The organism is Streptomyces sp. NEAU-YJ-81 (assembly GCF_017592595.1).
Lineage (GTDB): Bacteria > Actinomycetota > Actinomycetes > Streptomycetales > Streptomycetaceae > Streptomyces > Streptomyces hygroscopicus_B.
Genome location: NZ_JAGFNO010000001.1, coordinates 508,938 through 533,591, shown reverse-complemented (window position 1 = coordinate 533,591; position 24,654 = coordinate 508,938). Strand labels below are relative to the sequence as shown.

Genomic DNA, 24,654 nt, shown 5'->3' with positions numbered 1-24,654 from the left:
AGGTGCGCGGGAGCTCATGCCCCCGCTGGAAGCGTCAGGGCCTCGGGGCTCAGCCCAGCGCCAGCCAGGCCACCGCGGCGACAATCACGACCGCCGCGATCACGCCGACGATCACACCGACGCGCGAACCGCCGCTCGATCCGGTGGACGCCTGAGGCTGCCGCGTGCCCTCGTCGACGAAGGCGCGGAACATCTGAGTGGAACCGGACGGGTCCTGGTTGCCGTTGGGGCTCTGGGGGTTGTTCGCCATGGGCCCCGACCCTAGCGAACGAGCGGATTCCGGGACACCCCCGGGTCTCAGCGGCACCGCACGCCTCAGCCACCCCACTTGACCGACTCCAGAACGACTCTTTAACGGCAATTTACCGCCCAGACCGCCCTTTCATTTGCCTGTTGCAACTAACTTCTTCTATGGTTGCCTCAAGCAACTGACCAATCCCTCTGGGGGGGTGCCGTGGCCACACAGCGCCACTACGAGGAGCTGGCCCGGCAGCTCAGCGCCATCGGCACCGTCAAGCGCGGCCTCGGGCGCGTCCTGCCGGCCGACTGCCCATCGGGCGCCGCCATCGTGCTGATGCTCCTCGACCGCAACGGCGAGATGCGCATGAGCAAGCTCGCCGAGCTGCTCGACATCGACATGTCGGTGACCAGCCGGCATGTGGCACATGTCGCGGACCGCGGCTGGGTGGACCGCAAGCCCGACCCGCTCGACCGGCGGTCGCGGCTGCTGAGCATCAACGCCAGCGGACGAACCCTGCTCGGCCAGGTGTCCGAGCGCTACACGGACGCGCTCGCCAGCTGTCTGAGCGACTGGTCGGACGAGGACGTCGACCACCTCAACGAACTTCTCGACCGCTTGCGGACGAGTTTCGGGGACACACGTTCCCGGGCCGTGCCGCATCAGGCCGAGACCAGCATCACCCGTACACCTTCGCAACGTTAAGGAACTTCATGGCAACGACCACACCGGACGGCGGTGTGCGGGGACCCGCGGGGCACCCCGCCCACGCCAAGCACGGCGGAGGAGGGCACCGGGGCCATCACGGCCACGACGCGGACTCCTCGGCGCCGATGACCCACCGGCAGATCATGGAGGCGCTCTCCGGGCTGCTGCTGGGGATGTTCGTCGCGATCCTGTCGTCGACGATCGTCTCCAACGCACTGCCCGAGATCATCGCCGATCTCCACGGCGGCCAGTCCGCCTACACGTGGGTCGTCACCGCCACCCTGCTGGCCATGACCGCCGCCACCCCGCTGTGGGGCAAGCTCTCCGATCTGTTCAGCAAGAAGCTGCTGGTCCAGATAGCCCTGCTGATCTATGTCGCGGGCTCCGTGGTGGCCGGTCTGTCGCAGAACCCCGGCATGCTGATCGCCTGCCGTGTGGTGCAGGGCGTCGGCGTCGGCGGTCTGTCCGCCCTGGCCCAGGTCGTCATGGCGGCGATGATCTCCCCGCGTGAGCGCGGCCGGTACAGCGGCTACCTCGGCGCGACCTTCGCCGTCGCGACCGTCGGCGGTCCGCTGCTGGGCGGCGTGATCACCGACACCTCCTGGCTGGGCTGGCGCTGGTGCTTCTACGTCGGCGTTCCGTTCGCCGTCATCGCGCTGATCGTGCTGCAGAAGACCCTGAAGCTCCCGGTGGTCAAGCGGGACGTCAAGGTCGACTGGAGCGGCGCCTTCTTCATCAGCGCGGCGGTCTCGCTGCTGCTGCTCTGGGTGACCTTCGCGGGCGACAAGTACGACTGGATCTCGTGGCAGACCTACGCGATGGTCGGCGGTTCGATCGCGCTCGGTCTGATCTTCATCCTGATCGAGTCCAAGGCGCGCGAGCCGATCATCCCGCTGCGGCTGTTCCGCAACAAGACGATCACCCTCGCCTCGCTGGCGTCGCTCTTCGTCGGTATCGCGATGTTCTCCGGCACCGTCTTCTTCAGCCAGTACTTCCAGCTGGCGCGGGGTGAGACGCCCACCATGTCGGGCGTCATGACCATCCCGATGATCGGTGGCCTGTTCATCTCCTCGACCGTCTCCGGTCAGGTCATCACCAAGACCGGTCGCTGGAAGGCATGGCTGGTCATCGGTGGTGTGCTGGTGACGGCGGGCCTCGGGCTGCTGGGCACCATCCGGTACGACACCCCGTACTGGCACATGGCGATCTACATGGCGCTCATGGGCCTCGGTATCGGCATGATGATGCAGAACCTGGTGCTGGCCACCCAGAACCAGGTGGCCCCGCAGGACCTCGGCGCGGCCAGTGCCGTCGTCACCTTCTTCCGCTCCCTGGGCGGTGCGGTGGGCGTCTCGGCGCTCGGCGCGGTGCTCGCCAACCGCGTCACCCACTACGTCAAGGACGGCCTGGCCGACCTCGGCCCCAAGGGCGCCGCGCTGGGCCACGCCGGCACCGGCGGCGGTGGCATCCCCAACGTCAAGACGATGCCCGAGCCGCTGCGCACGATCACGGAGAGCGCCTACGGCCACGGTGTCGGGGACGTCTTCCTCTTCGCCGCCCCGGCCGCGCTGCTCGGCCTTCTGCTGACCCTGTTCATCAAGGAGGTCGCCCTGAAGACCAACTCCGGCTCCCAGCAGTCCGCCGCGGCCACCTCGGACGCCCCGGCCACCGACGCCACCCCGGCCGACGCGATGGCGGCCACGGCCGCCACCGGGCAGGTCGCCGACCTCGAGCCCGCGCTCGTGGGCGCCCCGGCCGCCGGGATGCCCGAGCCGGACTCCTACGGTGCCCTCGCGGCCGCCGCCCCGCAGCGCCTGGCGGCCTTCGCCTCCGCCGGGGGCGACGGCGCGGACCATCAGCCCCGGCAGGGTGTGCACGGCTTCGTGCGGAACGCGGACGGCGGCCCCGTCGCCCGCGCCGCGGTGACGCTGATCTCGCTCGCCGGACGGCAACTGGGCCGTTCGGTGGCCCACCCCGACGGCTCGTACGCCCTGGACGCGCCGAGCTCCGGCTCGTACGTCCTGATCGCGGCGGCCGACGGCCACCAGCCGCAGGCGTCCACGATCGTGGTCGGGGACGACCCGCTCGGCTTCGACATCGTCCTGTCGGGCACCAGCGGTCTGGTGGGCACCGTGCGCGGCGCCGCCGACGGCCGTCCGGTCGACGCGGCGATGGTCGTGGTCACCGATGTCCGAGGCGAGGTGCTGGCCACCGGGAAGACCGGTGAGCAGGGCGACTTCGGCTTCGAGGAGCTGGTCGCCGGGACCTTCACGCTCGCGGTGAACGCGCCGGGCTACCGGCCCGCGGCCCTGCCCGTCGAGGTGGGCGCCCAGGGTCTGACCCGGGTGGAGATAGCCCTGCAGGCCGGCGCCCGGGTGCTGGGCATAGTCCGGGCCGGTGCCGACCGGCGCCCGCTGCCGGACGCGCGGGTCACCCTCGTGGACGCGGCCGGGAACGTGGTCGCCACCTCCACCACCGGCGAGGACGGCGCGTACGCCTTCACCGACCTGGACGCGGGCGACTACACGGTCATCGCGAGCGGCTACCCGCCGGTCGCGGGGGCGCTGACGGTCTCCGGGCCGGGCGTCGACGGCCACGACGTCGAGCTCGCCCACCCGGGCGAGTGACGGAACTCCGGGCCCGGGGCGCGTAAAAGCGGAGACGCGCCCCGGGCCCGGTCCGGGTGGCGGATTTTTCCGCCGGCCCGGAACCCGGATCCCGGCGGCGGTGTAGTGAAGGCAGGGGACGGCCTTACACCGCCGCCTGGATCCGGCGCACCGGCACGACGTACACGGCGAACACGCCGAGCACGACCAGCAGGTCGAGCACGACCAGCTCGACGAGTACCCCGAACACGACCAGCAACACCAGCACGACCAGCAGCACGAGCAACACGAGCGACACCCGAGCGGGAGCGAAACGCGGCATGACGACCACAGGAGCAGGAGCAGGCGGGGGAGCGGGACTGCGGGCCCGGATCCACACCCGCGACGGCTGGGCGGTCCAGCACGCGGTGCTGACCGTCACGGATATGACGGGCGCGCAGGTGCTGCGCGCGCAGGCCGACGCGGACGGCGCCGTGCGGACCGACGAGCCGCTGCCGCCGGGGCCGTACACGATCATCGCCACCGCCGTCGGCTATGCCCCGGTCGCGTCCACGGCGATCGTCACGGCCTCCGGGCGGGCCGACGTGGGCACGGTGGTGCTGGCGCGTCAGGGCGGGGTGGAGCTTCCCCCGCCCGGTGTGTGGACGCTCGACCCGGCGCATTCGACGGTGGCCGCGGTCGCCCAGCATCTGGGGATCTCCAGCGTGCACGGCCGGTTCACGGAGTTCGGCGGGCGGATCGAGGTCGGCGAGGACATCGAGAAGTCGCGCGTCGAGGCGGTCATCCAGGCCGCCAGCATCGACACCGGCAACGCCATGCGGGACGGCCATCTGAAGTCGCCCGACTTCCTCAATGTGGAGGAGTTCCCGCAGCTGACGTACCGGAGCACGCATCTGAGCGCGGCCGGGGCCGACCGCTGGACGGTCCATGGCGAGCTGTCGATGCACGGCGTCGTCCGGGACGTGGACCTGGACCTGACGTACCTGGGCACGGGCCCCGACCCCTGGGGCGGGGTGCGGGCGGCCTTCCGGGCCATCGCCGAGCTGCGCCGCGAGGACTTCGCGATGAACTACAACCAGGTGGTCGCGGCGGGCATCGCGGCGATCGGCACGACCCTACGGGTGGAGCTGGACATACAGGCGGTGCAGGGCGAGGAACTCCCCACGGCCTGACCGCCGGGCGGCAGGCTGACCGATCGGCGGCCTGGCCGGTCAGCGCCCTGACCGGCCCGCAGCCTGACCGGTCGGCGCCCTGATCGCCCCGCAGCCTGACCGTCCGGCGACCTGACCGTCCGGCGGCTGATGTCCCAGGGCGGCGCCCCGGCCCGCCGGGCGCGCGCTACCGGTCCCGCAGGGCTTCGATACCGGCGATCGCGAGGTCCAGGGCGAAGGTGAAGTCGCGGTCCCGCATCTCCTCGACCGTATTGCCGCCCCGAGCCTTCATGATCTTCCGCGACTCGTCGAACTCCATACGGTCCGCGACCGAGCTCATCGTTTCGTGGAACAGCTCGTCCTGGGTGACTCCCGCCGCCCGGCAGCGGGCGGCGAAGCGGCCCTCGATCGTGCCGAAGCCGTAGACGAACTGGTAGACGAGGGACAGCGCGCTGGTGATCTTGTCGTCCGGCAGTCCGCTGTTGCGCATCACGGCCAGCGCGGCGTTGCTGAAGACCACCGCGTTGGGCCCGATGTTGAGGTACTCGCCCAGCAGCGCCGGCAGCCAGGAGTGGCGGACCATCACCTGGCGGTACTCGGCGGCGAGCTGGCGTAGCTGCTCACGCCAGTCCCGCGGCTCGGCCGGGGAGTGCTCATGGCCCTCGACGGGGCCGACCGCCTCGATGGGCAGCGCTATCTCGCCCATGGCGGCGTCGAGGGCGAGTTCGAGCAGATGGTCCTTGGTCTCCACGTACCAGTAGACCGACATGGCGGTCACCCCGAGCTCCGCCGCGAGCCGCCGCATCGAGAAGCCCGACAGACCCTCGGCGTCCAGCAGCCGCATCGTCGCCGCGACGATCTTCAGATGGTCGAGCCCGACGGGCTGCTGATCGCCCTTGCGCTTGGGGGCCTTGCGTTCGGAGAGCCAGACGCTGGACCGCGGGCGGACGGTACGGCTGCCGGTTGCCATGGCGGCGCCTCTCTTTCTCCGATGCGCTGGCACCACGTGTCCCGGGACCCGGCACGCGACACCTCACTACCTGCAGATGCTATGCCGCCGGGGCCTCCTGTGAAGATCGTTCGGCCCTGCTGAGCAGGAGCGCGGCCAGCAGCCCGCCCGCCAGCACGGCCGCCGCGCCGACGAGCTGGCTGGTCTCCAGGCCCGAGGAGAAGGCGTCCGTGACGGCCGCCCGGTCCCCGGGGGTACGGGCCGCGGCGAGGGCGGCCGGGAGCGAGCCGGCTCCGGCGGCGGCCGCGGGCAGCAGCGAGCTGAAGCGGGAGTTGAGCACGGCGCCGAGGACGGCGACACCGAGCCCGTTGCCGAATTCGGTGAGGGTGCCGTTGACACCCGCGCCCACCCCCGCCTTCTCCGGCGGGATGGCCGACATGATGGCGTTCGCCATCGCGGGCATGGCCAACGCGATCCCGGTCCCCATCACCACCAGTCCCAGCAGCAGTCCGCCGTAGCCGTCCGCGCCGAGGACCGCGATGAGCGCGAGACCGGCCGCGAGCAGCCCCATACCGCTGACGATCGTCAGCGGCGTCCCGAGCTTCGGCAGCAGCCGGGCGCCGACCCCGGTGAGGTTGAGCGCCACGATCACCAGCGCGAGCGGCGCGGTGCGCAGCCCCGCGTCCAGCGCGTCGTAGCCGAGCACGAACTGCAGATGCTGGGTGAGCAGGAAGAGCGAACCGCCCATGCCGAAGGCGACGAGGATGCCACCCGCGACGGCGCCCACGAAACGGCGGTCCCTGAAGAAGTGCATGTCCAGCATCGGATACGGAATATGACGCTCCCACAGCGCGAAACCGGTCAGCACCACGACCCCGACGAAGGCGGACAACAGGACCCGGACCGAGGTCCAGCCGTGTTCGGGCCCGGCGATGATCGCGTAGACGACTCCGGTCATACCGATGGTGGAGAGCACCGCGCCCAGCAGATCGGGCCGGTCGCCGACCGGGTCCTTGGACTCGGGCACCAGCCAGATCACGGCGATCAGCCCGAGCAGCGCGACCGGGATGTTGATCAGGAAGATCGAGCCCCACCAGAAGTGCTCCAGCAGCGAGCCGCCGATCAGCGGCCCGGCGGCGATGCCGAGCGAGCTGACCGCGCCCCACAGGCCGATCGCCTTGGTCCGCTCGGCCGCGTCGAAGATCTGCACCACGACGGCGAGCGTCGTGGTCATCAGCAGCGCTCCGCCGATCCCCATGCCCGCGCGGGCGGCGATGAGCTGGCCGGCCCCCTGCGCCAGCGACGCGAACAGCGAGCCGACACCGAACAGGGCGAGCCCCGCGACCAGCATCTTCTTACGGCCGTAGCGGTCAGCGGCGTTGCCCGCGGTGAGCAGCAGCCCCGACTGGACCAGCGAATAGGCGCTGATCATCCACTGGATCTCGGCGGTGCTCGCGTCCATCTCCCGGGCGAGGGAGGGGACCGCGACGTTGAGGATCGTGTTGTCCAGCAACACGGTGAGCTGGGCGAGGCAGATCACGGCGAGGATCAGCCAGCGCTGTGGATGACCACCCGGGGACTGGCCGGGTGGAGCGGAGGCGGCGTCGGCGGTCGAGACCGTCATGGGGACTCCAGGCAGGGCTTCTACGGTGTATGACGATGTGGTCGCTATACACCGTACAAGTATCGCTCTACGGCGTACAGCGAATTATCGTCCCCGCGCCGCACGCGCGTACGGGCCGGTGGCCAGGGGGAAACCCGGCCACCGGCCCGTACGTACGGGACTCGGGCGTCAGTCGGAGGACGTCTAGGACTTCGAGGACGCCGACGACTTCGAGGACGCCGAGGACTTCTGTGTCAGGTCATAGAGCGTGGTGCTGCCCACGGTGACCTTCTTGTAGGTGGCCTCGATCCAGGAGGTGATCTGGGACGAGGTCCCCTGGCCGCCGCCCGGCCCGCCGCCCATACCGGTGCCCGAGGAGATGAAGTAGTGGATCTTGCCCTGCTTCACATACTCCTTGAACTGGGCGAGCGCCGGGGACGGGTCGCTGCCGTTGAAGCCGCCGATGGCCATCACGGGCTTCTGGGTGGCGAGTTGATAGCTCGCGGCGTTCTGGGAGCCGATCGCCGCGGCCGCCCAGGTGTAGTCGTCGGCGTTCTTCTCCAACTTCGCCTCCGTCTTGGCGTCGACCTGCTGACCGTCGAGCAGTCCGCCCATGCCGCCGCCGCGCCGGCCGCCCTCGCCCATGCCGCCACCGGGCAGCATGCCCGGTCGGCCGTTCTGCCCCTGCCCCTGCCCCTGACCCTGGGCGTTGCCCTTACCGTTCTGCGGGGACTGGCCGCCGCCGGGGAAGCCGTTCTGACCGCCCGGCTGACCGCCGCCGGTGCCCCCGCCCGGCATGCCCTGCCCACCGCCCTGGCCCTGACCCTGGCCCTGTTGGGCCTGGCCACCCTGCTGATTGCCGCCCTGGCCCTGCCCCTGCTGGCCCGCGCCCTGGCGTCCGTTCTGCATCCCCGGCGGGCCGCCCATCCGGCCGCCGCCCGGGAAGCCGCCACCGGGGCCGCCCATACCGCCCGCCACCGACGGACCGGCCGTCACGATGGAGCCGCGCTTCGGGGTGTCCACCGTGTTGAGCGTGTACGCGACCGGCCCGGCCAGCCCCGCCGCGAGGCCGAGGCCCGCCGCGGCCAGCGCCGCCTTCCGGCCGAGGCGCGCCGTCAGCAGCAGTCCGGCCGCCGCCGCGAGCCCGCCGATCAGCACCGCCCAGCGCAGCCAGGCGTGCCAGTCCGCCGACCGCCCCAGCAGGACGTACGACATATAGGCGGTGACCGCGACCGTGACGGCCAGCACCGCCGAGGCGGCCGACCCGGCCCGGCCGCCTTCGTTCCGCCGCTCCCACAGCAGCGCCGCACCCATGCCCACGACCGCCGCGATATAGGGCGCCAGGGCGATGTTGTAGTACTGGTGGAAGATCCCGGACATGAAGCTGAAGGTGGCGAACGTCATCAGCAGCGCCCCGCCCCACACCAGGAAGGCCGCGCGCCGGGTGTCGGTGCGCCCCGCCCGCCAGGTCAGCCAGATCCCGGCCGCCAGCAGGATGAACGCCGCGGGCAGCAGCCAGGCGATCTGACCGCCCATGTCGGAGCCGAAGAGCCGGTCGATCCCGGTCTCGCCCCACCTGCCGCCACCGCCACCGCCGCCACCCCGGCCGCCCCCGCCGACGCTGCCGGTCTCATTGCCGTTGATCCGGCCCAGACCGTTGTAGCCGAAGGTCAGCTCCAGGAAGCTGTTGTGCTGCGAACCGCCGATGTACGGACGCGAGGACGCCGGCCACAGCTCGACGATCGCGACCCACCAGCCGCCGGAGACCACCATCGCGAGCCCCGCGAGCAGCAGTTGCCCGATCCGCCGGCCGAACTTCGCCGGGGCGCACACCGCGTACACCACCGCGAGCGGCGGCAGGATCAGCCACGCCTGCAGGGTTTTGGTGAGGAAGCCGAGGCCGAAGCAGACCCCCGCGAGCAGCAGCCACTTGGTGCGGGCGTCCTCCAGCGCGCGCAGCACGCAGTAGACCGCCGAGACCATCAGCAGACACAGCAGCGCGTCGGGGTTGTTGAAGCGGAACATCAGCGCCGCGACCGGGGTGACCGCGAGCGCCGCGCCCGCGATAAGCCCGGCGGCCGCGCTGAACCTGCGGCGTACGGCCGCGTACAGCACCCCGACTGTCGCGACGCCCATGAGCGCCTCAGGGACGAGGACCGCCCAGGAGGAGAGGCCGAAGAGCCGCACCGACAGGGCCATCGGCCACAGCGCGGCCGGGGGCTTGTCGACGGTGATGGAGTTCGCGGCATCGGAGGAGCCGAAGAAGAACGCCTTCCAGCTCTCGCTGCCCGCCTGCACGGCGGCCGAGTAGAACTGGTTGGCGTAGCCGGACGCGCCCAGGCTCCACAGGTAGAGCACGGTGGTCACGGCCAGCAGGGCCCACAGGGCGGGTCGCGCCCAGCGCGGGTCCTCCGACCGCCCCCGCCAGGCCCGCGCCAGGCGCGCACCGCCGGTGGCCTGGGGCCGCGCCGCCTGCCGCCCCTCTGGGGCCGCCGGGCCTGCCAAGGCCGCCAGGGGCTGTGGAGGCTGCGAGGCCGCCGGTGTCGTCGAAGCCATCGGGCCTGCCGGGGCCGCCGGGGGCTGCGAGGGCGGCGGTCCGACGTCCCGGGTGCCGTGGTCGTACGTCGTCATCGGTTGTCGTTCCTCAAGTCGTCGGTGGTGGCCCCGCTGTCCGACGGGAAGACCCAGGCCCGGAAGAGCAGGAAGCGCAGAACGGTCGCGGCGAGGTTCGCCGCGATCAGCACGGCCAGTTCGGTGCCGTGCGAGGCGGTGCCGGGGGCGGCGTCCAGAGCGGCGAGGGAGCCGCTGGTCAGCACGAGGCCGATGCCGAAGACGACCAGCCCCTGGGCCTGGTGGCGCATCGCGCGGTCCCGGCCGCGTACCCCGAAGGTGAGCCTCCGGTTGGCCGCGGTGTTGCCGAGCGCCGACAGCAGCAGCGCCAGCGCGTTGGCCACCTGCGGGCCGGTGCCCAGCCGGAAGAGGGAGTACAGCAGCAGATAGACCAGCGTGCTCAGCGCGCCGACCACACAGAACCCGACCAGTTGGCGGGCCAGGCCCTTCGGCACCCCGCTCAGCTCGCGGTCGCGCGGATCGTCGCCGAACGGACGGCGCACCCGGTCCAGCGGCAGCGCACCGGTGGCCAGCGCGCGCCCCACCCGCCACACACCCCTGAGGTCCTCCGTGGCCGTCTTCACGATGTGGACCGTGCTGTTGGGGTCGTCGACCCAGTCCACCGGCACCTCGTGGATGCGCAGCCCGGCCCGCTCGGCGAGCACCAGCATCTCGGTGTCGAAGAACCACCCGGTGTCCTCGACCAACGGCAGCAGCCGCTCCGCGACGTCCTTACGGATCGCCTTGAAACCGCACTGGGCGTCGGAGAAGCGGGCGGCCAGGCTGCCGCGCAGGATCAGGTTGTACGCCCGCGAGATGAACTCCCGCTTGGGCCCGCGCACCACGCGTGAGCTGCGCGCCAGCCGCGATCCGATCGCCAGGTCGGAGTGACCGGAGATCAGCGGGGCGACCAGCGGCAGCAGCGCTTTGAGGTCCGTGGACAGATCGACGTCCATATAGGCGAGCACGGGCGCCTCGGACAGCGACCACACGGTGCGCAGCGCCCGCCCGCGCCCCTTCTGCTCCAGCCGGACCGCCGTCACCTCCTCGATGGACTCGTCCAGGTAGGCCGCGAGCTCGGGCGTGCGGTCCGTGCTGGCGTTGTCGGCGATGGTGATCCGGAAGCCGTACGGGAAGGTGCGGGCCAGATGGTCGTGGAGCCGTCGCACACACCGCTCGAGGTCCGCTTCCTCGTTGTAGACGGGGATGACGACGTCCAGCACCGGACGGCCGAGCTCGGCCATCACCGGCCCGCGCACGGGCAAGGTCTGCAGGGGTGTCTCGGGCGGAGCCCCGAGAGGGGTGTCGGTTCGCATGAGGTCGACAGTCGCGAGCCGCGCTGTCACGGCTGTGTGGTCAGCCTGTGGCCTGCCTGTGAGTCCGTTACGGCCTGGTGAACGCCTTGGTGAACGCCTCGGTGGACGGGCGGGTGGACCGGCAGGTGGACGCCGAACACGGTGCGCCCGGGAACGCTGTCCACCGTCACCTGCCCGTCGTGCGCGGCCACGACCGCGTGCACGATGGCCAGGCCGAGCCCCGTACTGCCCGCGCCGCGGGAGCGCGAGGCGTCGCCGCGCGCGAACCGCTCGAAGACATGCGGCAGCAGCTCGGGCGGGATGCCCGGACCGTCGTCCTCGATCTCCAGCGAGACGTACGAGGGCGGCTGGGGCGGGCCGAAGGCCCCGGCGGCGGCGCGGGCGGCCGCGTACGGCGAACCGTATGGCGGGGCGTACGGCGGGGCGTACGGCGATCCGTACGGCGGGGCATATGGCGAGCCGCCGCCCTTACGGTGCCCACGGGGGCCACCGGTCCCGGGGGACATGCCTGCGGACACCCCGTAGGACAGGCCGTACGGCGCCAGATACGGCGAGGGGTACGGCGATGCCTGCGGGCCGCCCCACAGCACCCGCGCCGTGACCGTAGTGCCGGCCGGGGTGTGCGTACGCGCGTTGGCGAGCAGGTTGACCAGCACCTGATGCAGCCGGGCGTCGTCACCGTGGACGACCGCGGGTTCATCGGGCAGCTCCAGCCGCCACTCGTGGTCCGAGCCGACCGCTCGCGCGTCGCTGACGGCGTCGACGACCAGCGGGGAGAGATCGACCTCCGCGCATTCCAGGGGCCGGCCCGCGTCGAGCCGGGCCAGTAGCAGCAGATCCTCGACCAGCCCGGTCATCCGCCCGGCCTCGGACTCGACCCGGCCGAGGGCGTGCCGGGTGTCGGGCCCGATCTCCTCCCGGCCGCGCCGGGTCAGCTCGGCGTAGCCGCGGATCGAGGCGAGCGGCGTACGGAGCTCATGGCTGGCGTCGGCGACGAACTGCCGCACCCGCGTCTCGCTCTCCTGGCGGGCCGCGAGCGCCGACTCCACATGGCCGAGCATGCGGTTGAGCGCCGCGCCCACCTGGCCGACCTCGGTGCGCGGATCGGCCTCCGAGGCCGGGACGCGCTCGCGCAGCGCCACCTCGCCGCTGTGCAGGGGGAGTTCGGAGACCCGGGTCGCGGTCGCGGCCACCCGGCGCAGCGGGCGCAGCGAGATGCCGACCATCGCGACCCCGGCGATCCCGGCCGCGACCAGCCCGGCCGCGGCCACACAGAACTCGACGAGAATGAGGGTGTTGACCGTCTCCTGGGTCTGGTCGAGCGGGAAGGCGAGGATGATGCCGCCTTCCCGGTGGTCCCACTGGGCCACGGCCCGATAGCCGCCGAGGCCGGGCAGATCGATGGTGTGCACCTGTCCGTCCAGGGGGACGGCGGCGAGCGCCTTACGCTGACCGCTGGTCAGGGAGTCCACCCGGCCCTCGACATCCATGTCGTTCGTCATGGGCGAGTCATTGCTCTTGCCGGACATGGAGATCTCGCCGTCCTGGCCGATACGCGCCCCGACCGTGCCGATGGGCTGACCGGGCGAGGCGACGAAGAGCACATCGTCCCGGGGGAGTTCGCGCGCCGGGCCCGGCTTGTTCAGAAAGCGCCCGACGGATGCGCGCAGATCGCCGTCCACCTGGCCCTGGAGGTACGACTGCAGGGCGAGGGTCGTGACCGTGCCGATCACCGCGCAGACCACCGCGATCAGCGCGACGGCCGAGACGACCAGGCGGGTGCGCAGGGACCAGGGACGGCGCCCGCCCCGCTGACCGCGCCGGGCGTGCGCCCGCCCCTGCGCCGCCCCCGCGCCCCGGGGCGGCGCGGGGGCACCGGGCGGCCCGGGCGCGCCGGGTGGCTCGGGAGCGCCGGACGTCTCGCGGGCACCGGACGCCTCAGCGACACCAGGCATCTCAGGGACACCAGGCATCTCAGGGACACCAGGCGTCCCAGGGACACCGGACGGCCGGATCGGGGGGTGCGCCACGGTGTCTAGTCCCCGGGCTTGATCAGATACCCGGCGCCACGCCGGGTATGGATCATCGGGCTGCGCCCCGCGTCGATCTTGCGCCGCAGATACGAGATGTAGAGCTCGACGACGTTGGCCTGGCCGCCGAAGTCATAGCTCCAGACCCGGTCGAGGATCTGCGCCTTGCTGAGCACCCGGCGCGGATTGCGCATCAGATAGCGCAGCAGCTCGAACTCGGTCGCGGTGAGATGGATCTCCCGGCCCCCGCGCGACACCTCATGGCTGTCCTCGTCCAGGATCAGATCGCCGACGGCCAGCACCGACTCACTGCGCGCGGCCGCCGCCCCCGACCTGCGCAGCAGGCCCCGCAGCCGGGCGACGACCTCCTCCAGGCTGAACGGCTTGGTGACGTAGTCGTCGCCACCCGCCGTCAGCCCCGCGATCCGGTCCTCCACCGCGTCCCGCGCGGTCAGGAACAGCACCGGGATATCGGGCAGTTCGCGGCGCAGCCGTCCCAGCACCGTGAGCCCGTCCATATCGGGCAGCATGATGTCCAGGACCACCGCGTCCGGGCGCAGCTCACGGGTGATCCGGATCGCCTCCGCGCCGTCGCCCGCGGTGCGCACCTCCCAGCCCTCGTAGCGCAGTGCCATCGACAGCAGGTCGGCGAGCGCCGACTCGTCGTCCACGACCAGCACCCGGACGGGGCTCCCGTCGGGGCGCAGCAGCTCGGTACGCCCATGGGGCGAGGTCGGCATCATGGGCCCTACCCTCCGGGCGGGTCCTGAGAGGTCGCTTTCGGCTACCTGTGAATTACCTGAGAATCTTGTGGCGACACGGAGCACCCGTGGGGACACGGAGCAACGGCGAGGAACGAGGAACAACCGGAGCGCCACGGAATAACCGGGGGCCACGGAATAAGCGGAAGGACTCTCCGGCTTCCCCCTGTATGAGTTCTCGTCCCGCACTTGGCAAGATCGGCGTCTGGACCGCGGCCCTGAAGACGGATTCCCTACCATCAGAGCAGGTCAGCGAGGTGGCGGCCGAACTGGACGAGCTGGGATACGGCGCCATCTGGCTCGGCGGCAGCCCCAGCCCGGATCAGGCCGGTGTCCTACTGGACGCCACCTCCCGCATCACCATCGCGACCGGAATCCTGAGCATCTGGGACCACGAGGCGGCCTATGTGGCCGAGCGGCACGCCGCGCTCAACGCGGCCCACGACGGCCGCTTCCTCCTCGGCCTCGGCGTGAGCCACAGCGCGCTCGCCGGTGAGCGCTACCGACGTCCGTACACGGCGATGAAGGAATACCTCACCGCGCTGGACTCCGCCCCGGCCCCGGTCCACGCCTCCCAGCGGGTCCTGGCCGCCCTGGGCCCCAAGATGCTGGAGCTGTCCCGCGACCGTGCGACCGGCGCGCATCCGTATCTCGTCACTCCGGAGCACACCGCCGAGGCCCGCGACATCCTGGGTAAGGACTCCGTGCTCGCGCCGGAGCTGAAGGTCGTCCTCGACACGGATCTGGACCGCGCCCGCACCACGGCCCGCGGTTACCTCGCCCGCTATCTGGCGCTGCCCAACTACACAAAGAACTTCCTGCGGCTGGGCTTCGAGGACGCGGACTTCGCGGACGGTGGCAGCGACCGTCTCATCTCCGCCATGTTCGCCCTCGGTGACGCGGACGTGATCCGGGCACGCGTCGACGAGTTCCTGGCCGCGGGCGCGGACCATGTCGCGATCCAGGCGGTGACCGACAGCCCGTTGGCCGACGTCCCGCGCGCGCAGTGGCGCACGCTGGCCGAGGCACTGCCGCTGGACAAGGGCTGAGCCTCTTCTCAGCCCCTCAGCCCCCTCAGCCCTTCACTCCCCCCGCCCGGCGCCGACCTGGCGCCGGGCGGGCCGTTTCATATCCCGGATATCCCGGATATCCCGAACAGCCGCGCCGCGTTCCCGTAGCACACCGCGCGCAGCCACTCCTCGTCCTGCCCGATCCGCGTCAGCGCGTCCAGCGCATGCAGGTACCCGTACGGGATGTTGGGGAAGTCGCTCCCGAACAGCACCCGGTCCCCCAGGGCGGCCAGCCTTCCCCGCTCCGCCCGCGGAAACGGCCACCGGCTCTCGGTGAAGTCGGTGAAGGCCATCGTGGTGTCGAGATGCACCCCCTCGTACCGCTCCGCCAGCGCCAGGAAGTCCGCGTACTCCGGCAGCCCCATATGCGCGATGATCAGGCGCAGCCGAGGATGACGGGCCAGCACCCGCCCCACCGGCTCCGGTCCGGTGTACTTGCCCGGGTCGGGCCCCGATCCGCAGTGGATGACGATGGGCGTCCCGCTCTCGGCGAGCGTGCCCCACACCGGGTCGAGCAGCGCGTCGCCCGGGTCGTACGCCCCCACCTGCACATGGGCCTTGAACACCCGCGCCCCGCCCTCGATCGCCGCGCCCACGTACCCCTCGACGCCAGGCTCGGGGAAGAAGGTCGCGGTGTGCAGACAGTCGGGCGTACGGGCGGCGAACCCGGCCGACCAGTCGTTCAGCCACCGGGCCATGTCCGGCTTGTGGGGATAGAGCATCGAGGTGAAGGCCCGCACCCCGAACGCCCTTAGCACCGCGAGGCGTTCGTCCTCCTCCTCGCGGTAGGTGATGTGCCAGCGGGGCTCGACGGCGTCGAAGTAGGCCCAGACCTTGTCCAGTACGCGCTGCGGCATGAAGTGGGTGTGCACATCGATGAGTCCGGGCAGCCCGAGCTCCTGCCAGAACCGCTGCACCGACACCACGGCGGGATCGTCCATGCGGGTCACGGTAGTTGCCCCGGGCGTGTGTGCTACAGCCTCGTCTCAGGGCCGCTGCGAGTTGATCACAGCCTCAACCAGTGGTTTTGTCACGGCCATGATGATCTGCAGTGACAAGATCACCACAGGGGAACCGACACGGTGAACTGACGCTCCGGCACCGGCGTATCCACCTGGGACCGCCCTGGGACCGACCTGAGGCCAACGCCTGAGGCCAACGCCTAAGACCACCGCCTGAGGGCCACCACCTCAGGCCGGCGCCGCCCGCCCGACGTCGTCACCGACCACGACCAGCCACGGGGGACCATCCATGCCCAACCGCCCGCCTCGCACCACCCGATTCCGGACCGCTCTCGTCTGCGCCCTCGGCGTCACCCTCCTCGGCCTCGCCACCGCCGGCTGTGAGGACGACACCGCCGCGTCCGGCTCCGGCCAACGGCAGTCCGCGACCCGCGCCGACCTGGCGACCGACGGCGACGGCGGCAAGACGCTCCGGCTCGGCGAGCCCACGTCGATCACCTACAAGAGCGGCTCGGACCACATACAGGGCGCCCTGCGGGTCACGGCGATGAGCGTGCGCAAGGGCACACATGCGGAGCTGAAGAAGGCGGGCACGGAACCGTCCGACGTACGGACGACCCAGCCGTACTACGTCACCATGACCTTCGAGAACATCGGCGAGAACTCCCTCCACTACCCCTTCCTCAACACCCCCACCGGGCTCGAGGACACCAACGGTGTGGACGACCAGCCGCTCATCACCGGCGACACCGAGGTGGCGGCGTGCCCGGGCAAGGACCCGGACGACTTCGCGGTGGGGGCGAAGGTCTCCTTGTGCAAGGTGTTCCTGGTGCCGAACGGCATACGGCCGTCGGTGGTGACGTACAGCACAGGCGACGACACCAAGCGGCCGGTGAGCTGGAAGGTCAAGCACTGACGGCAGCGGGGTGACGGCGGCGGGACGCTCCGGTCCCGCCGCTCGAACCACGACCTGGCCGAACGACCGAGGGCCCGGCACTGGAAAAGTGCCGGGCCCTCGATACCTGAGTAGCGGGGACAGGATTTGAACCTGCGACCTCTGGGTTATGAGCCCAGCGAGCTACCGAGCTGCTCCACCCCGCGTCGATGAACGTAACTCTACGTCGTTCTCCCCGCTAAGGGAAATCCACTCTCCCCACACCGACTCAGCGAAGAACCTCGACCACGACCGAGACGGCTCCGACGACCGCCCCGTAACCGAAGATCGTCAGCAGCGGCCAGGGCACGGGCCGGGGAACGAGCACCCGCCAGTGGAAGCCGTAGTCCCGGTACTCGGCCATGCCCTCCGTCCCGGGCAGCACCATGAACCGGGGCTGGACCGTACAGAACAGCCACCAGTCCAGAATCACCAAGTCAAAGAGGACGAGGGCAAGCCAGACCAGCGCCCCGAAGACGAACGCGCGCCAGAACCCGAGCCCGCCATCGGCCCGACCGTGCAGATCGACCATGCCGACGATCGGCACAGCGACGAAGATCACCGCGTTCAACGCGCCCATGACCCCGGCCGCCCGCTTCCCCCGCGCGCCCTGCGGGCCATGGCGCTCGCGGATCGTGGGCGGATAGTCATCGACCAGCGCGTCCCTGGCGACCAGCAGCCCGCCGACGATTACCCCGGCGAACAGCACCACCAGCACAAGAGCGTAGGAAAGGCTCACCGCGACTAGCTGCCACCAGCTCATGACACCGCAGCATAGAGCAGAAACTTAGGCTTGCCTAAGCTAATCGCCCCGGCCGGCCTCACCGGCCCTGAAGTTCGTCACCCGACGCTGGGCAGGCCGCCGGCCAGCGCATCGAAGGCGAACGTCAGCCGACGTTGATGCGCGGCACCGATCTCCTCGATATCCCCTCCGGCAAGCCGCCGCCGCACCGTTTCGACGGCAACCGTGCGGTATGCGGCTACGAGCAGGGCCGCGGTCAGCGCGCTGTCGCCGGAGAAGCGAGCGTCGGCGTCGAGTTCGGCCGCAAGCGCATCCTCCATCTCGGAGGCGAAGAGGCGGAGTCGGGCGATCAGCGCGGGAGACGCCATCAGGGTGCGCATGAACGGCTCGACTCCCTCCCCCAGCCCGGACAGCACATGGCCTTGCGTGGCCAGCGCGAGGGCGGCCTGGCGAATCGCCTCGACGGGGTCGATGTGATCCGCGCGCTCGCGGATCACGGTCCGCATGGTGTCGAGGGCGTCCGGAAAACGGTCGAACAGGAGGTCCTCTTTGCGGTCGAAGTGGGCGAAGACCGTCACCTTCGACACTCCGGCGGCTGCGGCGACCTCGTTGATGGTCACGTCATCGAACCCGCGCTCCAGGAACAGCTCGGTTGCGACGGACGCGATGCGAGCCCGGGTCTGTGCTCCGCCGCGGTCCCCTCGATTCGGCATGTGACAACGCTAACCCTCCCCGCTACCCTTACCCGGTAAGCTTACTAAGTAAAGGTCAGGAGCTTGCCATGCAGCGCACCGATGTGATCGTCGTCGGAGCCGGTCCCACGGGCCTCTTCCTCGCCGGCGAACTGGCCCTCCTGGGCGTGCGGGTGACGGTTCTGGAGCGGCTCCAGGAGCCCGACCCGACGATCAAGGCCGGATCGATCAATGTCGCCAGCGCCGAAATCCTCGACCGGCGCGGGCTGCTCCCGGCCGCGGAGGACGTACAGCGCCGGCTGCTCGCATCCGTCGGCGCCTTCGTCGGCCGTAAGAACGCCTTCGTGAACCAGCCGGACTCGCATGAGGAGGGCTCGCACGAGCGGGGCTCGCACGAACGCGCCGCGCACCGCTTCCCGGTCGCCGGACACTTCGCGGGCATGCTGTTCCGCAATGAGCTGGTCGATCAGGGCGACCCGGTACTGGCCAGGCACACCGCGGCGGCCAACGGCATCCTCGTCCCCCAGCACGACCTCGAACTGCTGCTCGGGGACCACTGCGCCCGTCTCGGCGTAGAGGTTCGCCGCGGTATCGAGGTCCACGGCGTGCGCGGCGCGGACGCGAACCTTACGGACGACGACGACGTCGACGCCGATGTCGTGGTGGAGACCAGCGCGGGTGAATTGTCGGCGGGATGGGTCGTCGCCGCCGACGGCGGCCGCAGCGCGATCCGCAGGCAACTGGGCATCGGCTTCGTCGGCACCGATCCGCAGATGGTGGGATACCAGGCGGTCGCCGACTTCGATGACCCCAGCGAGCTGAGCCGCGGCTGGACCTGGACGCCCCGCGGAATCTACGCCTACGGCCCGATTCCCGGGCGCGTTCTCGTCGCCCGCTTCGGCCCGCAGCCGCAGGACCGCGACGCCCCCGTCACGCTCGAGGAACTGCAGCAGGCCGTACGCGACGTCACCGGCGTCAACGTGACGCTCAACGGCCTTCGCGGCCGGGCGACCCGCTGGTCCGACAATGCCCGGCAGGCCCAGTCCTACCGGCACGGCCGAGTGCTCCTCGCGGGCGATGCCGCGCACGTGCACTCGCCGTTCAGCGGCCAGGGACTGAACCTCGGCCTGGGCGACGCCGTCAACCTCGGCTGGAAGCTCGCCGCGACCGTGCACGGATACGCTCCGGCCGGACTGCTCGACACCTACGAGAGCGAACGCCACCCGATCGCGGCGTGGGTTCTCGACTGGACGCGAGCGCAGGTCGCCCTGATGCGCGGCGACGAACGCACCGCGCAACTGCGCAAGGTCGTCGGCGAGGAACTGTTCACGGTGCCGGGCGTGATGAACCGCGTGGTCGCGCTGACGTCGGGGATCACCCAGCACTACGACGTCACCGACACCCTCGCCGACAAGGTCGCTGACGACATCACCGCCGAGATCGCCGACAACCTCACCGCCGAGGGCACCGCCAAGATCGCCGCCGAGATCGCCGACAAGGCGGCGGCACCGGTCGGATCGATCGCCGGGGATGTGGCGTTGGCCTCCGGCGACCGGCTCGCCGACCACGCCCACGACGGCCGCTTCGTCCTCGTCGACCGTTCCCCCGACGGCCGCTTCGCCCAGGCCGTGCGCCCGCTGGAGCACAGGATCGCCTACGTCGCCGACCCCGCCTCCGACACATCGCCGCCCAGCCTGTTCGTACGTCCGGACGGCGTCGTCATCTGGGCCGCCTCACGCGACACCGCTTCGTCCGACGACGCCGTCCTCAAGGAGCTCGACACCGCCATCCAGCGTTGGGTCGGCACGCACTGAGAGAGCCGGTCGGTGCAACGGCACTGCGGGGCCCGAGACTCAGGAGGCCAATCGCTCGCGTGCGGTGCGACCTGACCCCGTGGGTTCGACCTCGCCGTCAGGCTGGTTGATCTCGGCCCACACCTCATCGAGCGAAAGGCCGAGGACATCGGCGATCGCCGCGATGGTCGGGAAGGCAGGGGTGGCTACGCGACCGGACTCGATCTTCCGAAGGGTCTCTGGTGAGACACCTGCGTCCAGCGCGGTATCGAGCATCGAGCGCTCCCCCCTGGCCCGACGTAGAAGGGCGCCGAGGCGCTGCCCGCGCTCGACCTCTGCGGGAGTGAGCGGCAACCTGACCATGGCCCCGATTCTAATACCGGTATAGTAAGCCCGGTATAGTTATTGGTTACATGAGTACGTGAGTACGTGAGAAGGACGCCGCATGATCGAAATCCTGAGCCCCACCGAACTGACCCGAGCAAAGGACACAGGCGCTCTGGTCGCCGACATCCTGCAGACGCTGAAGAGCCGTAGCACGGTCGGCACGAACCTTCTGGACATCGACCGGTGGGCCAAGACCATGATCGTCGAGGCAGGGGCGCTGTCCTGTTACGTCGACTACGAGCCGTCCTTCGGACGCGGCCCGTTCGGCCACTACATCTGCACGGCCGTCAACGACGCCGTGCTCCACGGGCGGCCGTCCGACTACCCGCTTGCCGACGGCGACCTGCTGACACTCGACCTCGCCGTCTCCAAAGCCGGAGTCGCCGCAGACGCCGCCATCAGCTTCATCGTGGGCGACGCGAAGCCCCCGGAGAGCGTCGCCATGATCAACGCGACCGAACGCGCACTGGCCGCGGGGATCGCCGCCGCCGGGCCCGGGGCTCGCATCGGCGACATCTCCCATGCCATCGGCACGGTCCTCAGCGAGGCGGGGTACCCGATCAACACCGAGTTCGGAGGTCATGGCATCGGATCAACGATGCACCAGGACCCGCACGTCTCGAACACCGGACGGCCCGGCCGCGGTTACAAACTGCGCCCTGGGCTGCTGCTGGCACTGGAGCCGTGGGTCATGGCGGACACCGCCCAGCTCGTCACCGATGCCGATGGCTGGACCCTCCGCAGCGCGACAGGCTGCCGGACGGCGCACAGTGAGCACACGATCGCCATCACCGACGACGGAGCCGAAATCCTCACCTTGCCCAAGCAGATGCGGCCGTGAGTGACGCGTTATACGTGAGGTTCCAGGGGACCGTCCGAAGCCCGCGAGGCCACTTCCCCGGTGTCTTCGCACGGGCCGGCCAACTGAGTGACGAGGAACATCGATTCTGGCGAGCGGGCAACGACTGGTTCAACGCCAACTTCGCCAACCCCTCCGAGGTCGATCCCTCGGTCTATGACCCCGCACTGAATCCAGGAGCCGTGGCATGGTTCAAAGCCGCCTCCCTGGAACTGATCGCCCGGGTGGACGGCTACCTGAAGATCCTCGCCCTGCATGAAGTCGCCTGCGAGCGAATCGAATCATCGAACCCAGGAAAGATCATCTACGAGGACCCGGACCAGGTGGTCGTCACTCCCTGGGCTCACGACGGCGCAGGACCGCTGGAGTGATGCGGCGAGTGGCGGCATGCACGCACACTCCGCCGCTGCCCCACCACCGAGCCCTCGGCACAGCATCAACGGCCAGACACATGGTCACCCCGAAGACAGGCAGGCCCGACATCGCAGCCCAGGCGGGTCGTCACCCCCTCACCCGCCCGACACCACGACGGTCCGCCTCGGACGTTAGCGGGGCGTTAGCCGTACAGCGATAGTTCATCAGCGGTGCCCGACAGTCTTGTTCTCACGAAGCCGAAACACCACGTCGAGCGAACGGGAATGAAGATGTCGCACCGCACCACAGTCCGCCACGCCCGCAAGGCCGCCGCCGCCATGCTGATCACCATCGCCGCCTTCGGGCTCACCGCCTGCCAGGACGGCGACACCAACTCCTCGTCCTCATCCCCCTCCGCGAGCGCCACGCAATCCCCCACCTCCGCGGCCAAGCCCAGCCAGGGCTCGGACCAGGACTCCGCCAAGGGCACCCCGTCGGGTACCCCTAGGAAGCCCGGCATGCGCTGCACCAACCAGATCAACTACGGAGACGACCCCAGGGACAACGCCACGATCAACAGCATCGGCTCGGACACCGGCTACTGCCCGGAGCCGCAAAAGGGCGGCACCCCGTCCGGCACCCCCAAGCAGCCCGACGTGAGCTGCACCGACCAGATCAACTACGCGGACGACTCCAGGTCCAATGCCGAAATCAACAGTATCGGCGCAGACACCGGCTACTGCCCGCCGGTCCAGCACCAGTGAGTGCTCGCAGTAATTCCCGCCTCCGGGGTCCACGAGCAGGCTGCATAGGATCCCCGGATGGCAATCACCAGTTACCTCCTGCAAGGGCCGCGAGTGGCTTTACGTCGCGTCCGCCGTCAGGACTACGACGAACTCACAGCGCTGGCCCAAGAAAGCGCCGAGATGCATCGCCCCTGGCTGGGCGCCCGCGATCACACGTCGGAAGCTTTCGAGAGCTACCTTGAGCGGATCGAGCAGCCCACCCACAAAGGCTTCGTGATCTGTCTGAACGGCACTGGCGCGATCGTGGGCGGCATCAACATCAACAACATCGTCAGGGGCGCCCTCCAGAGTGGGACCGTGGGCTATACCGCCTACGCCTCCACCACCGGCCGTGGCTATATGACCGAAGGACTGAGGCTCGTGCTTCAGCTCGCCTTCGGTCAGCTGGCGCTGCACAGGCTGGAGGCGAACATCCAGCCTGACAACACCTCCTCGCTGAACCTCGTCAAGCGCCTGGGATTCCAGCGCGAGGGCTACTCGACAGCCTTCCAGTTCGTCAACGGCGAGTGGAGGGACCACGAGCGCTGGGCCATCACTACCGAGATGGCCCAAGCCGAGGCCCCACTGCCCAACTGAAGTGCCCAGTCGCGGAGTCGCAGCACCCGGCAGTCCGGCTCCGACACACAAACATCTCTTGATCCGTAGATCGTCCAAGCGACGTCGCCCAGGTCCGCGTCCCGACCTCATGAGCGACGTCCTTTAGCCATGCCCGAAAGAGCGTTCCTCAGCTCTTGAGGGCCTTTCTTTTGCTCCGTCATCAGCCCCTCTGCATGCCAGGAAGTGTCCGACGGGTAAGGCTGCCAATAAATACGCCCCAGACCCTGCTAGCCCCGGCAGGATTGAAAGGCACATGGGCAGCACCCACGTGCTGAACTCCGTTTCCTCGCAGCCCTTCCAGAGAATGATCCATACACACTGTCAGAGAATTTCAGTGAGGCGGGGGCCTGCTCATGAGCAGTACGTCACGATCGCATCAGAACGGCGCGGAGGCAGGGAACGCCACCCCCGAGCCGCAGCGCCACAAGATCAAGCAAATAGCGCACACACCGCCGTCCCCGGGACCGCTGCCTGAGCGCAAGCATTCGGACGACGAGCGCTCCGACCGCCAACTCGCCTCAACGCAGGCCAGGATCGACGCCGGGGAGACAATCCCGACTCCTGGAGGCACCGCGGGCAACGAAGACCGCGACATCCATGAGGAGGAGTGGCGCGCACACGATCGCCGCGGCCCCTATGGACAACGGCGCCGTCGCAGGAATTAGCCCGACAGGTGCCGCAGGGGACGACCACCGTCACTGGGCAACGCAAGAGGCCCCATCCATCTCTGGAAGGGGCCTCTTAGCTGCTTCGCCGCAGATGGCCACACCGGGGCGCGGCAAGGGCGTTCACGCCCAAGGCGAGGGCTTACGGGTGGTACTTCTCCTCGACCGTATCGGCACCACCGGACTTGCGGTCCATGGTGACGCGGACGGTCACGCTGTTGGTCTTCGCAGCCTTCTCCAGCTCGTCCACGGTGCACTTCGCGGTGCCGTAGCCGTCGTCGCCGATGGCCACGCTGCCGTCGGGGGCGGTGCAGATCGCAGCCGCGCCGCGGATACTCGTGGCGTTGGCGACCAGGAACGCCTGGTCCGTGCCGCCGTCCTCGGGCTTGACGATCAACTTGCCGGGCGCGAGGTACTCCATCGTGCCGACGATCGTGAGGCTCTTACCCGCGTTGGCGGCACCGCCCCCGTCCTGGCCCTGCGAGCCAGAGTTGCCCGAGGAGGAGCCGCTCGTGGGCTGGCTCGAGGCTTGCTGCGAGGGGGACGCGGTCGAAGAGGCCGAGGAGCCGCCGGAGTCCGCCGCATCGGAGTCAGGCCCGCAGGCCGTGGCCCCCAGGCCCAGCGCCGCGGCGGCGACGATAGTGGCGGCGATGCGGCGGCCGGCACGGCCGCGGAAGCGGTTGGTGGTGGTGCTCATCGTGTCTCCCATTGCTGCGTTGTCTTGTCTCGCTCCCGGACGACAATCAGCTTCGAAGATCGCGTTGGCGTTCGACTAACAGACGCCTAATGGAACCCAGCGGCGCATAACAGAACGCTTGCGC

Annotated in this window: 23 protein-coding genes and 1 tRNA gene; 10 read left to right on the top strand and 14 right to left on the bottom strand. The window is 70.1% G+C overall.

All coding sequences use genetic code 11. From position 1 onward, the window contains the following. Positions 1–49: 49 nt before the first annotated feature. The gene (locus J5X86_RS02380; protein ID WP_059147250.1) at positions 50–250 is read right to left on the bottom strand and encodes a hypothetical protein; all 201 of its coding nucleotides are present in this window, start codon (positions 248–250) and stop codon (positions 50–52) included. Positions 251–454: 204 nt separating this feature from the next. On the opposite strand from J5X86_RS02380, the gene J5X86_RS02375 reads away from it, so the two are divergent. Both J5X86_RS02375 and J5X86_RS02370 read left to right on the top strand, forming a co-directional pair. Further along, on the top strand, positions 455–943 hold the full coding sequence (locus J5X86_RS02375) for a MarR family winged helix-turn-helix transcriptional regulator (protein WP_078642320.1): 489 nt from the start codon (positions 455–457) through the stop codon (positions 941–943). 8 nt (positions 944–951) lie between these two features. Then, positions 952–3,573: an MFS transporter gene (locus tag J5X86_RS02370; RefSeq protein ID WP_208515142.1), complete on the top strand. Its 2,622-nt coding sequence runs from the start codon at positions 952–954 to the stop codon at positions 3,571–3,573. Between the two features lie 124 nt (positions 3,574–3,697). Here J5X86_RS02370 and J5X86_RS02365 read toward each other — a convergent pair whose 3' ends face one another. Then, entirely contained in the window at positions 3,698–3,874 is a 177-nt protein-coding gene (locus J5X86_RS02365; RefSeq protein WP_208515141.1) for a hypothetical protein, read from the bottom strand. Here J5X86_RS02365 and J5X86_RS02360 point away from each other — a divergent pair. After that, positions 3,873–4,724: a YceI family protein gene (locus J5X86_RS02360; RefSeq protein WP_208515140.1), complete on the top strand. Its 852-nt coding sequence runs from the start codon at positions 3,873–3,875 to the stop codon at positions 4,722–4,724. The two genes, J5X86_RS02365 and J5X86_RS02360, sit on opposite strands and share 2 nt — an antisense overlap. Positions 4,725–4,890: 166 nt before the next feature. Here the strand turns inward: J5X86_RS02360 and J5X86_RS02355 are convergent, their stop codons facing one another. From J5X86_RS02355 to J5X86_RS02330, 6 genes are all read right to left on the bottom strand, one after another. Beyond that, positions 4,891–5,673, bottom strand: coding sequence for a TetR/AcrR family transcriptional regulator (locus tag J5X86_RS02355; RefSeq protein WP_078642323.1), 783 nt, complete (start codon positions 5,671–5,673; stop codon positions 4,891–4,893). 79 nt (positions 5,674–5,752) lie between these two features. Further along, positions 5,753–7,276 carry an MFS transporter gene (locus J5X86_RS02350; RefSeq protein ID WP_208515139.1) on the bottom strand — a complete coding sequence of 508 codons (1,524 nt, stop codon included), beginning with the start codon at positions 7,274–7,276 and terminating at the stop codon, positions 5,753–5,755. A gap of 183 nt (positions 7,277–7,459) precedes the next feature. Continuing rightward, entirely contained in the window at positions 7,460–9,886 is a 2,427-nt protein-coding gene (locus tag J5X86_RS02345) for a glycosyltransferase family 39 protein (protein ID WP_208515138.1), read from the bottom strand. Then, positions 9,883–11,181 (bottom strand): bifunctional glycosyltransferase family 2/GtrA family protein, encoded by a 1,299-nt coding sequence (locus J5X86_RS02340; protein WP_078642325.1) that lies wholly within the window; start codon positions 11,179–11,181, stop codon positions 9,883–9,885. Before J5X86_RS02340 ends, J5X86_RS02345 begins: the two co-directional genes overlap by 4 nt. 26 nt (positions 11,182–11,207) lie before the next feature. Beyond that, the gene (locus J5X86_RS02335) at positions 11,208–13,136 is read right to left on the bottom strand and encodes a cell wall metabolism sensor histidine kinase WalK (RefSeq protein WP_243979208.1); all 1,929 of its coding nucleotides are present in this window, start codon (positions 13,134–13,136) and stop codon (positions 11,208–11,210) included. An 80-nt stretch (positions 13,137–13,216) separates the two neighbouring features. Then, entirely contained in the window at positions 13,217–13,954 is a 738-nt protein-coding gene (locus J5X86_RS02330; RefSeq protein ID WP_243979206.1) for a response regulator transcription factor, read from the bottom strand. A 188-nt stretch (positions 13,955–14,142) separates the two neighbouring features. On the opposite strand from J5X86_RS02330, the gene J5X86_RS02325 reads away from it, so the two are divergent. Then, on the top strand, positions 14,143–15,021 hold the full coding sequence (locus J5X86_RS02325; RefSeq protein WP_208515136.1) for an LLM class F420-dependent oxidoreductase: 879 nt from the start codon (positions 14,143–14,145) through the stop codon (positions 15,019–15,021). A 77-nt stretch (positions 15,022–15,098) separates the two neighbouring features. Here the strand turns inward: J5X86_RS02325 and J5X86_RS02320 are convergent, their stop codons facing one another. Further along, positions 15,099–15,983, bottom strand: a complete 885-nt coding sequence (locus tag J5X86_RS02320) for an amidohydrolase family protein (RefSeq protein ID WP_208515135.1) — start codon at positions 15,981–15,983, stop codon at positions 15,099–15,101. Between the two features lie 310 nt (positions 15,984–16,293). Between J5X86_RS02320 and J5X86_RS02315 the strand changes: the two genes are divergently transcribed. After that, entirely contained in the window at positions 16,294–16,920 is a 627-nt protein-coding gene (locus tag J5X86_RS02315) for a hypothetical protein (protein WP_208515134.1), read from the top strand. Between the two features lie 111 nt (positions 16,921–17,031). Here J5X86_RS02315 and J5X86_RS02310 read toward each other — a convergent pair. The 3 genes from J5X86_RS02310 to J5X86_RS02300 all read right to left on the bottom strand — a co-directional run bounded on the left by J5X86_RS02310 (position 17,032) and on the right by J5X86_RS02300 (position 18,393). Continuing rightward, positions 17,032–17,105 (bottom strand) — tRNA-Met (locus J5X86_RS02310). A gap of 62 nt (positions 17,106–17,167) precedes the next feature. Next, complete coding sequence (locus tag J5X86_RS02305) at positions 17,168–17,701, bottom strand: hypothetical protein (RefSeq protein ID WP_208515133.1); 534 nt, start codon at positions 17,699–17,701, stop codon at positions 17,168–17,170. 77 nt (positions 17,702–17,778) lie between these two features. Then, entirely contained in the window at positions 17,779–18,393 is a 615-nt protein-coding gene (locus tag J5X86_RS02300; protein ID WP_208515132.1) for a TetR/AcrR family transcriptional regulator, read from the bottom strand. 68 nt (positions 18,394–18,461) lie between these two features. On the opposite strand from J5X86_RS02300, the gene J5X86_RS02295 reads away from it, so the two are divergent. Next, positions 18,462–20,186 (top strand): FAD-dependent oxidoreductase, encoded by a 1,725-nt coding sequence (locus J5X86_RS02295; RefSeq protein WP_208515131.1) that lies wholly within the window; start codon positions 18,462–18,464, stop codon positions 20,184–20,186. Positions 20,187–20,225: 39 nt separating this feature from the next. Here the strand turns inward: J5X86_RS02295 and J5X86_RS02290 are convergent, their stop codons facing one another. Continuing rightward, positions 20,226–20,528: a helix-turn-helix domain-containing protein gene (locus J5X86_RS02290; protein ID WP_208515130.1), complete on the bottom strand. Its 303-nt coding sequence runs from the start codon at positions 20,526–20,528 to the stop codon at positions 20,226–20,228. 82 nt (positions 20,529–20,610) lie between these two features. On the opposite strand from J5X86_RS02290, the gene map reads away from it, so the two are divergent. The 4 genes from map (at position 20,611) to J5X86_RS02270 (ending at position 23,147) form a co-directional block, all read left to right on the top strand. Continuing rightward, entirely contained in the window at positions 20,611–21,393 is a 783-nt protein-coding gene (gene map, locus J5X86_RS02285) for a type I methionyl aminopeptidase (protein ID WP_208515129.1), read from the top strand. Continuing rightward, positions 21,390–21,782 carry a hypothetical protein gene (locus J5X86_RS02280; RefSeq protein WP_208515128.1) on the top strand — a complete coding sequence of 131 codons (393 nt, stop codon included), beginning with the start codon at positions 21,390–21,392 and terminating at the stop codon, positions 21,780–21,782. The genes map and J5X86_RS02280 overlap by 4 nt, the downstream gene beginning before the upstream one ends. Positions 21,783–22,055: 273 nt before the next feature. Continuing rightward, a complete protein-coding gene (locus J5X86_RS02275; protein WP_208515127.1) occupies positions 22,056–22,529 on the top strand; it encodes a hypothetical protein in 474 nt (157 codons plus the stop codon). A gap of 57 nt (positions 22,530–22,586) precedes the next feature. Then, positions 22,587–23,147 (top strand): GNAT family N-acetyltransferase, encoded by a 561-nt coding sequence (locus J5X86_RS02270; RefSeq protein ID WP_208515126.1) that lies wholly within the window; start codon positions 22,587–22,589, stop codon positions 23,145–23,147. Positions 23,148–23,975: 828 nt separating this feature from the next. Here the strand turns inward: J5X86_RS02270 and J5X86_RS02265 are convergent. Continuing rightward, positions 23,976–24,530 (bottom strand): hypothetical protein, encoded by a 555-nt coding sequence (locus J5X86_RS02265; protein WP_208515125.1) that lies wholly within the window; start codon positions 24,528–24,530, stop codon positions 23,976–23,978. Between the last annotated feature and the right edge of the window lie 124 nt (positions 24,531–24,654).

What these genes read in the sequence shown, in the direction of transcription:
- J5X86_RS02380 (WP_059147250.1), bottom strand. Translation starts at nt 250, where the DNA reads ATGGCGAACAACCCCCAGAGCCCCAACGGCAACCAGGACCCGTCCGGT.
- J5X86_RS02370 (WP_208515142.1), top strand. Translation starts at nt 952, where the DNA reads ATGGCAACGACCACACCGGACGGCGGTGTGCGGGGACCCGCGGGGCAC.
- J5X86_RS02360 (WP_208515140.1), top strand. Translation starts at nt 3,873, where the DNA reads ATGACGACCACAGGAGCAGGAGCAGGCGGGGGAGCGGGACTGCGGGCC.
- J5X86_RS02365 (WP_208515141.1), bottom strand. Translation starts at nt 3,874, where the DNA reads ATGCCGCGTTTCGCTCCCGCTCGGGTGTCGCTCGTGTTGCTCGTGCTG.
- J5X86_RS02355 (WP_078642323.1), bottom strand. Translation starts at nt 5,673, where the DNA reads ATGGCAACCGGCAGCCGTACCGTCCGCCCGCGGTCCAGCGTCTGGCTC.
- J5X86_RS02350 (WP_208515139.1), bottom strand. Translation starts at nt 7,276, where the DNA reads ATGACGGTCTCGACCGCCGACGCCGCCTCCGCTCCACCCGGCCAGTCC.
- J5X86_RS02345 (WP_208515138.1), bottom strand. Translation starts at nt 9,886, where the DNA reads ATGACGACGTACGACCACGGCACCCGGGACGTCGGACCGCCGCCCTCG.
- J5X86_RS02340 (WP_078642325.1), bottom strand. Translation starts at nt 11,181, where the DNA reads ATGCGAACCGACACCCCTCTCGGGGCTCCGCCCGAGACACCCCTGCAG.
- J5X86_RS02335 (WP_243979208.1), bottom strand. Translation starts at nt 13,136, where the DNA reads ATGCCTGGTGTCGCTGAGGCGTCCGGTGCCCGCGAGACGTCCGGCGCT.
- J5X86_RS02330 (WP_243979206.1), bottom strand. Translation starts at nt 13,954, where the DNA reads ATGATGCCGACCTCGCCCCATGGGCGTACCGAGCTGCTGCGCCCCGAC.
- J5X86_RS02325 (WP_208515136.1), top strand. Translation starts at nt 14,143, where the DNA reads ATGAGTTCTCGTCCCGCACTTGGCAAGATCGGCGTCTGGACCGCGGCC.
- J5X86_RS02320 (WP_208515135.1), bottom strand. Translation starts at nt 15,983, where the DNA reads ATGGACGATCCCGCCGTGGTGTCGGTGCAGCGGTTCTGGCAGGAGCTC.
- J5X86_RS02315 (WP_208515134.1), top strand. Translation starts at nt 16,294, where the DNA reads ATGCCCAACCGCCCGCCTCGCACCACCCGATTCCGGACCGCTCTCGTC.
- J5X86_RS02305 (WP_208515133.1), bottom strand. Translation starts at nt 17,701, where the DNA reads ATGAGCTGGTGGCAGCTAGTCGCGGTGAGCCTTTCCTACGCTCTTGTG.
- J5X86_RS02300 (WP_208515132.1), bottom strand. Translation starts at nt 18,393, where the DNA reads ATGCCGAATCGAGGGGACCGCGGCGGAGCACAGACCCGGGCTCGCATC.
- J5X86_RS02295 (WP_208515131.1), top strand. Translation starts at nt 18,462, where the DNA reads ATGCAGCGCACCGATGTGATCGTCGTCGGAGCCGGTCCCACGGGCCTC.
- J5X86_RS02290 (WP_208515130.1), bottom strand. Translation starts at nt 20,528, where the DNA reads ATGGTCAGGTTGCCGCTCACTCCCGCAGAGGTCGAGCGCGGGCAGCGC.
- map (WP_208515129.1), top strand. Translation starts at nt 20,611, where the DNA reads ATGATCGAAATCCTGAGCCCCACCGAACTGACCCGAGCAAAGGACACA.
- J5X86_RS02275 (WP_208515127.1), top strand. Translation starts at nt 22,056, where the DNA reads ATGTCGCACCGCACCACAGTCCGCCACGCCCGCAAGGCCGCCGCCGCC.
- J5X86_RS02270 (WP_208515126.1), top strand. Translation starts at nt 22,587, where the DNA reads ATGGCAATCACCAGTTACCTCCTGCAAGGGCCGCGAGTGGCTTTACGT.
- J5X86_RS02265 (WP_208515125.1), bottom strand. Translation starts at nt 24,530, where the DNA reads ATGAGCACCACCACCAACCGCTTCCGCGGCCGTGCCGGCCGCCGCATC.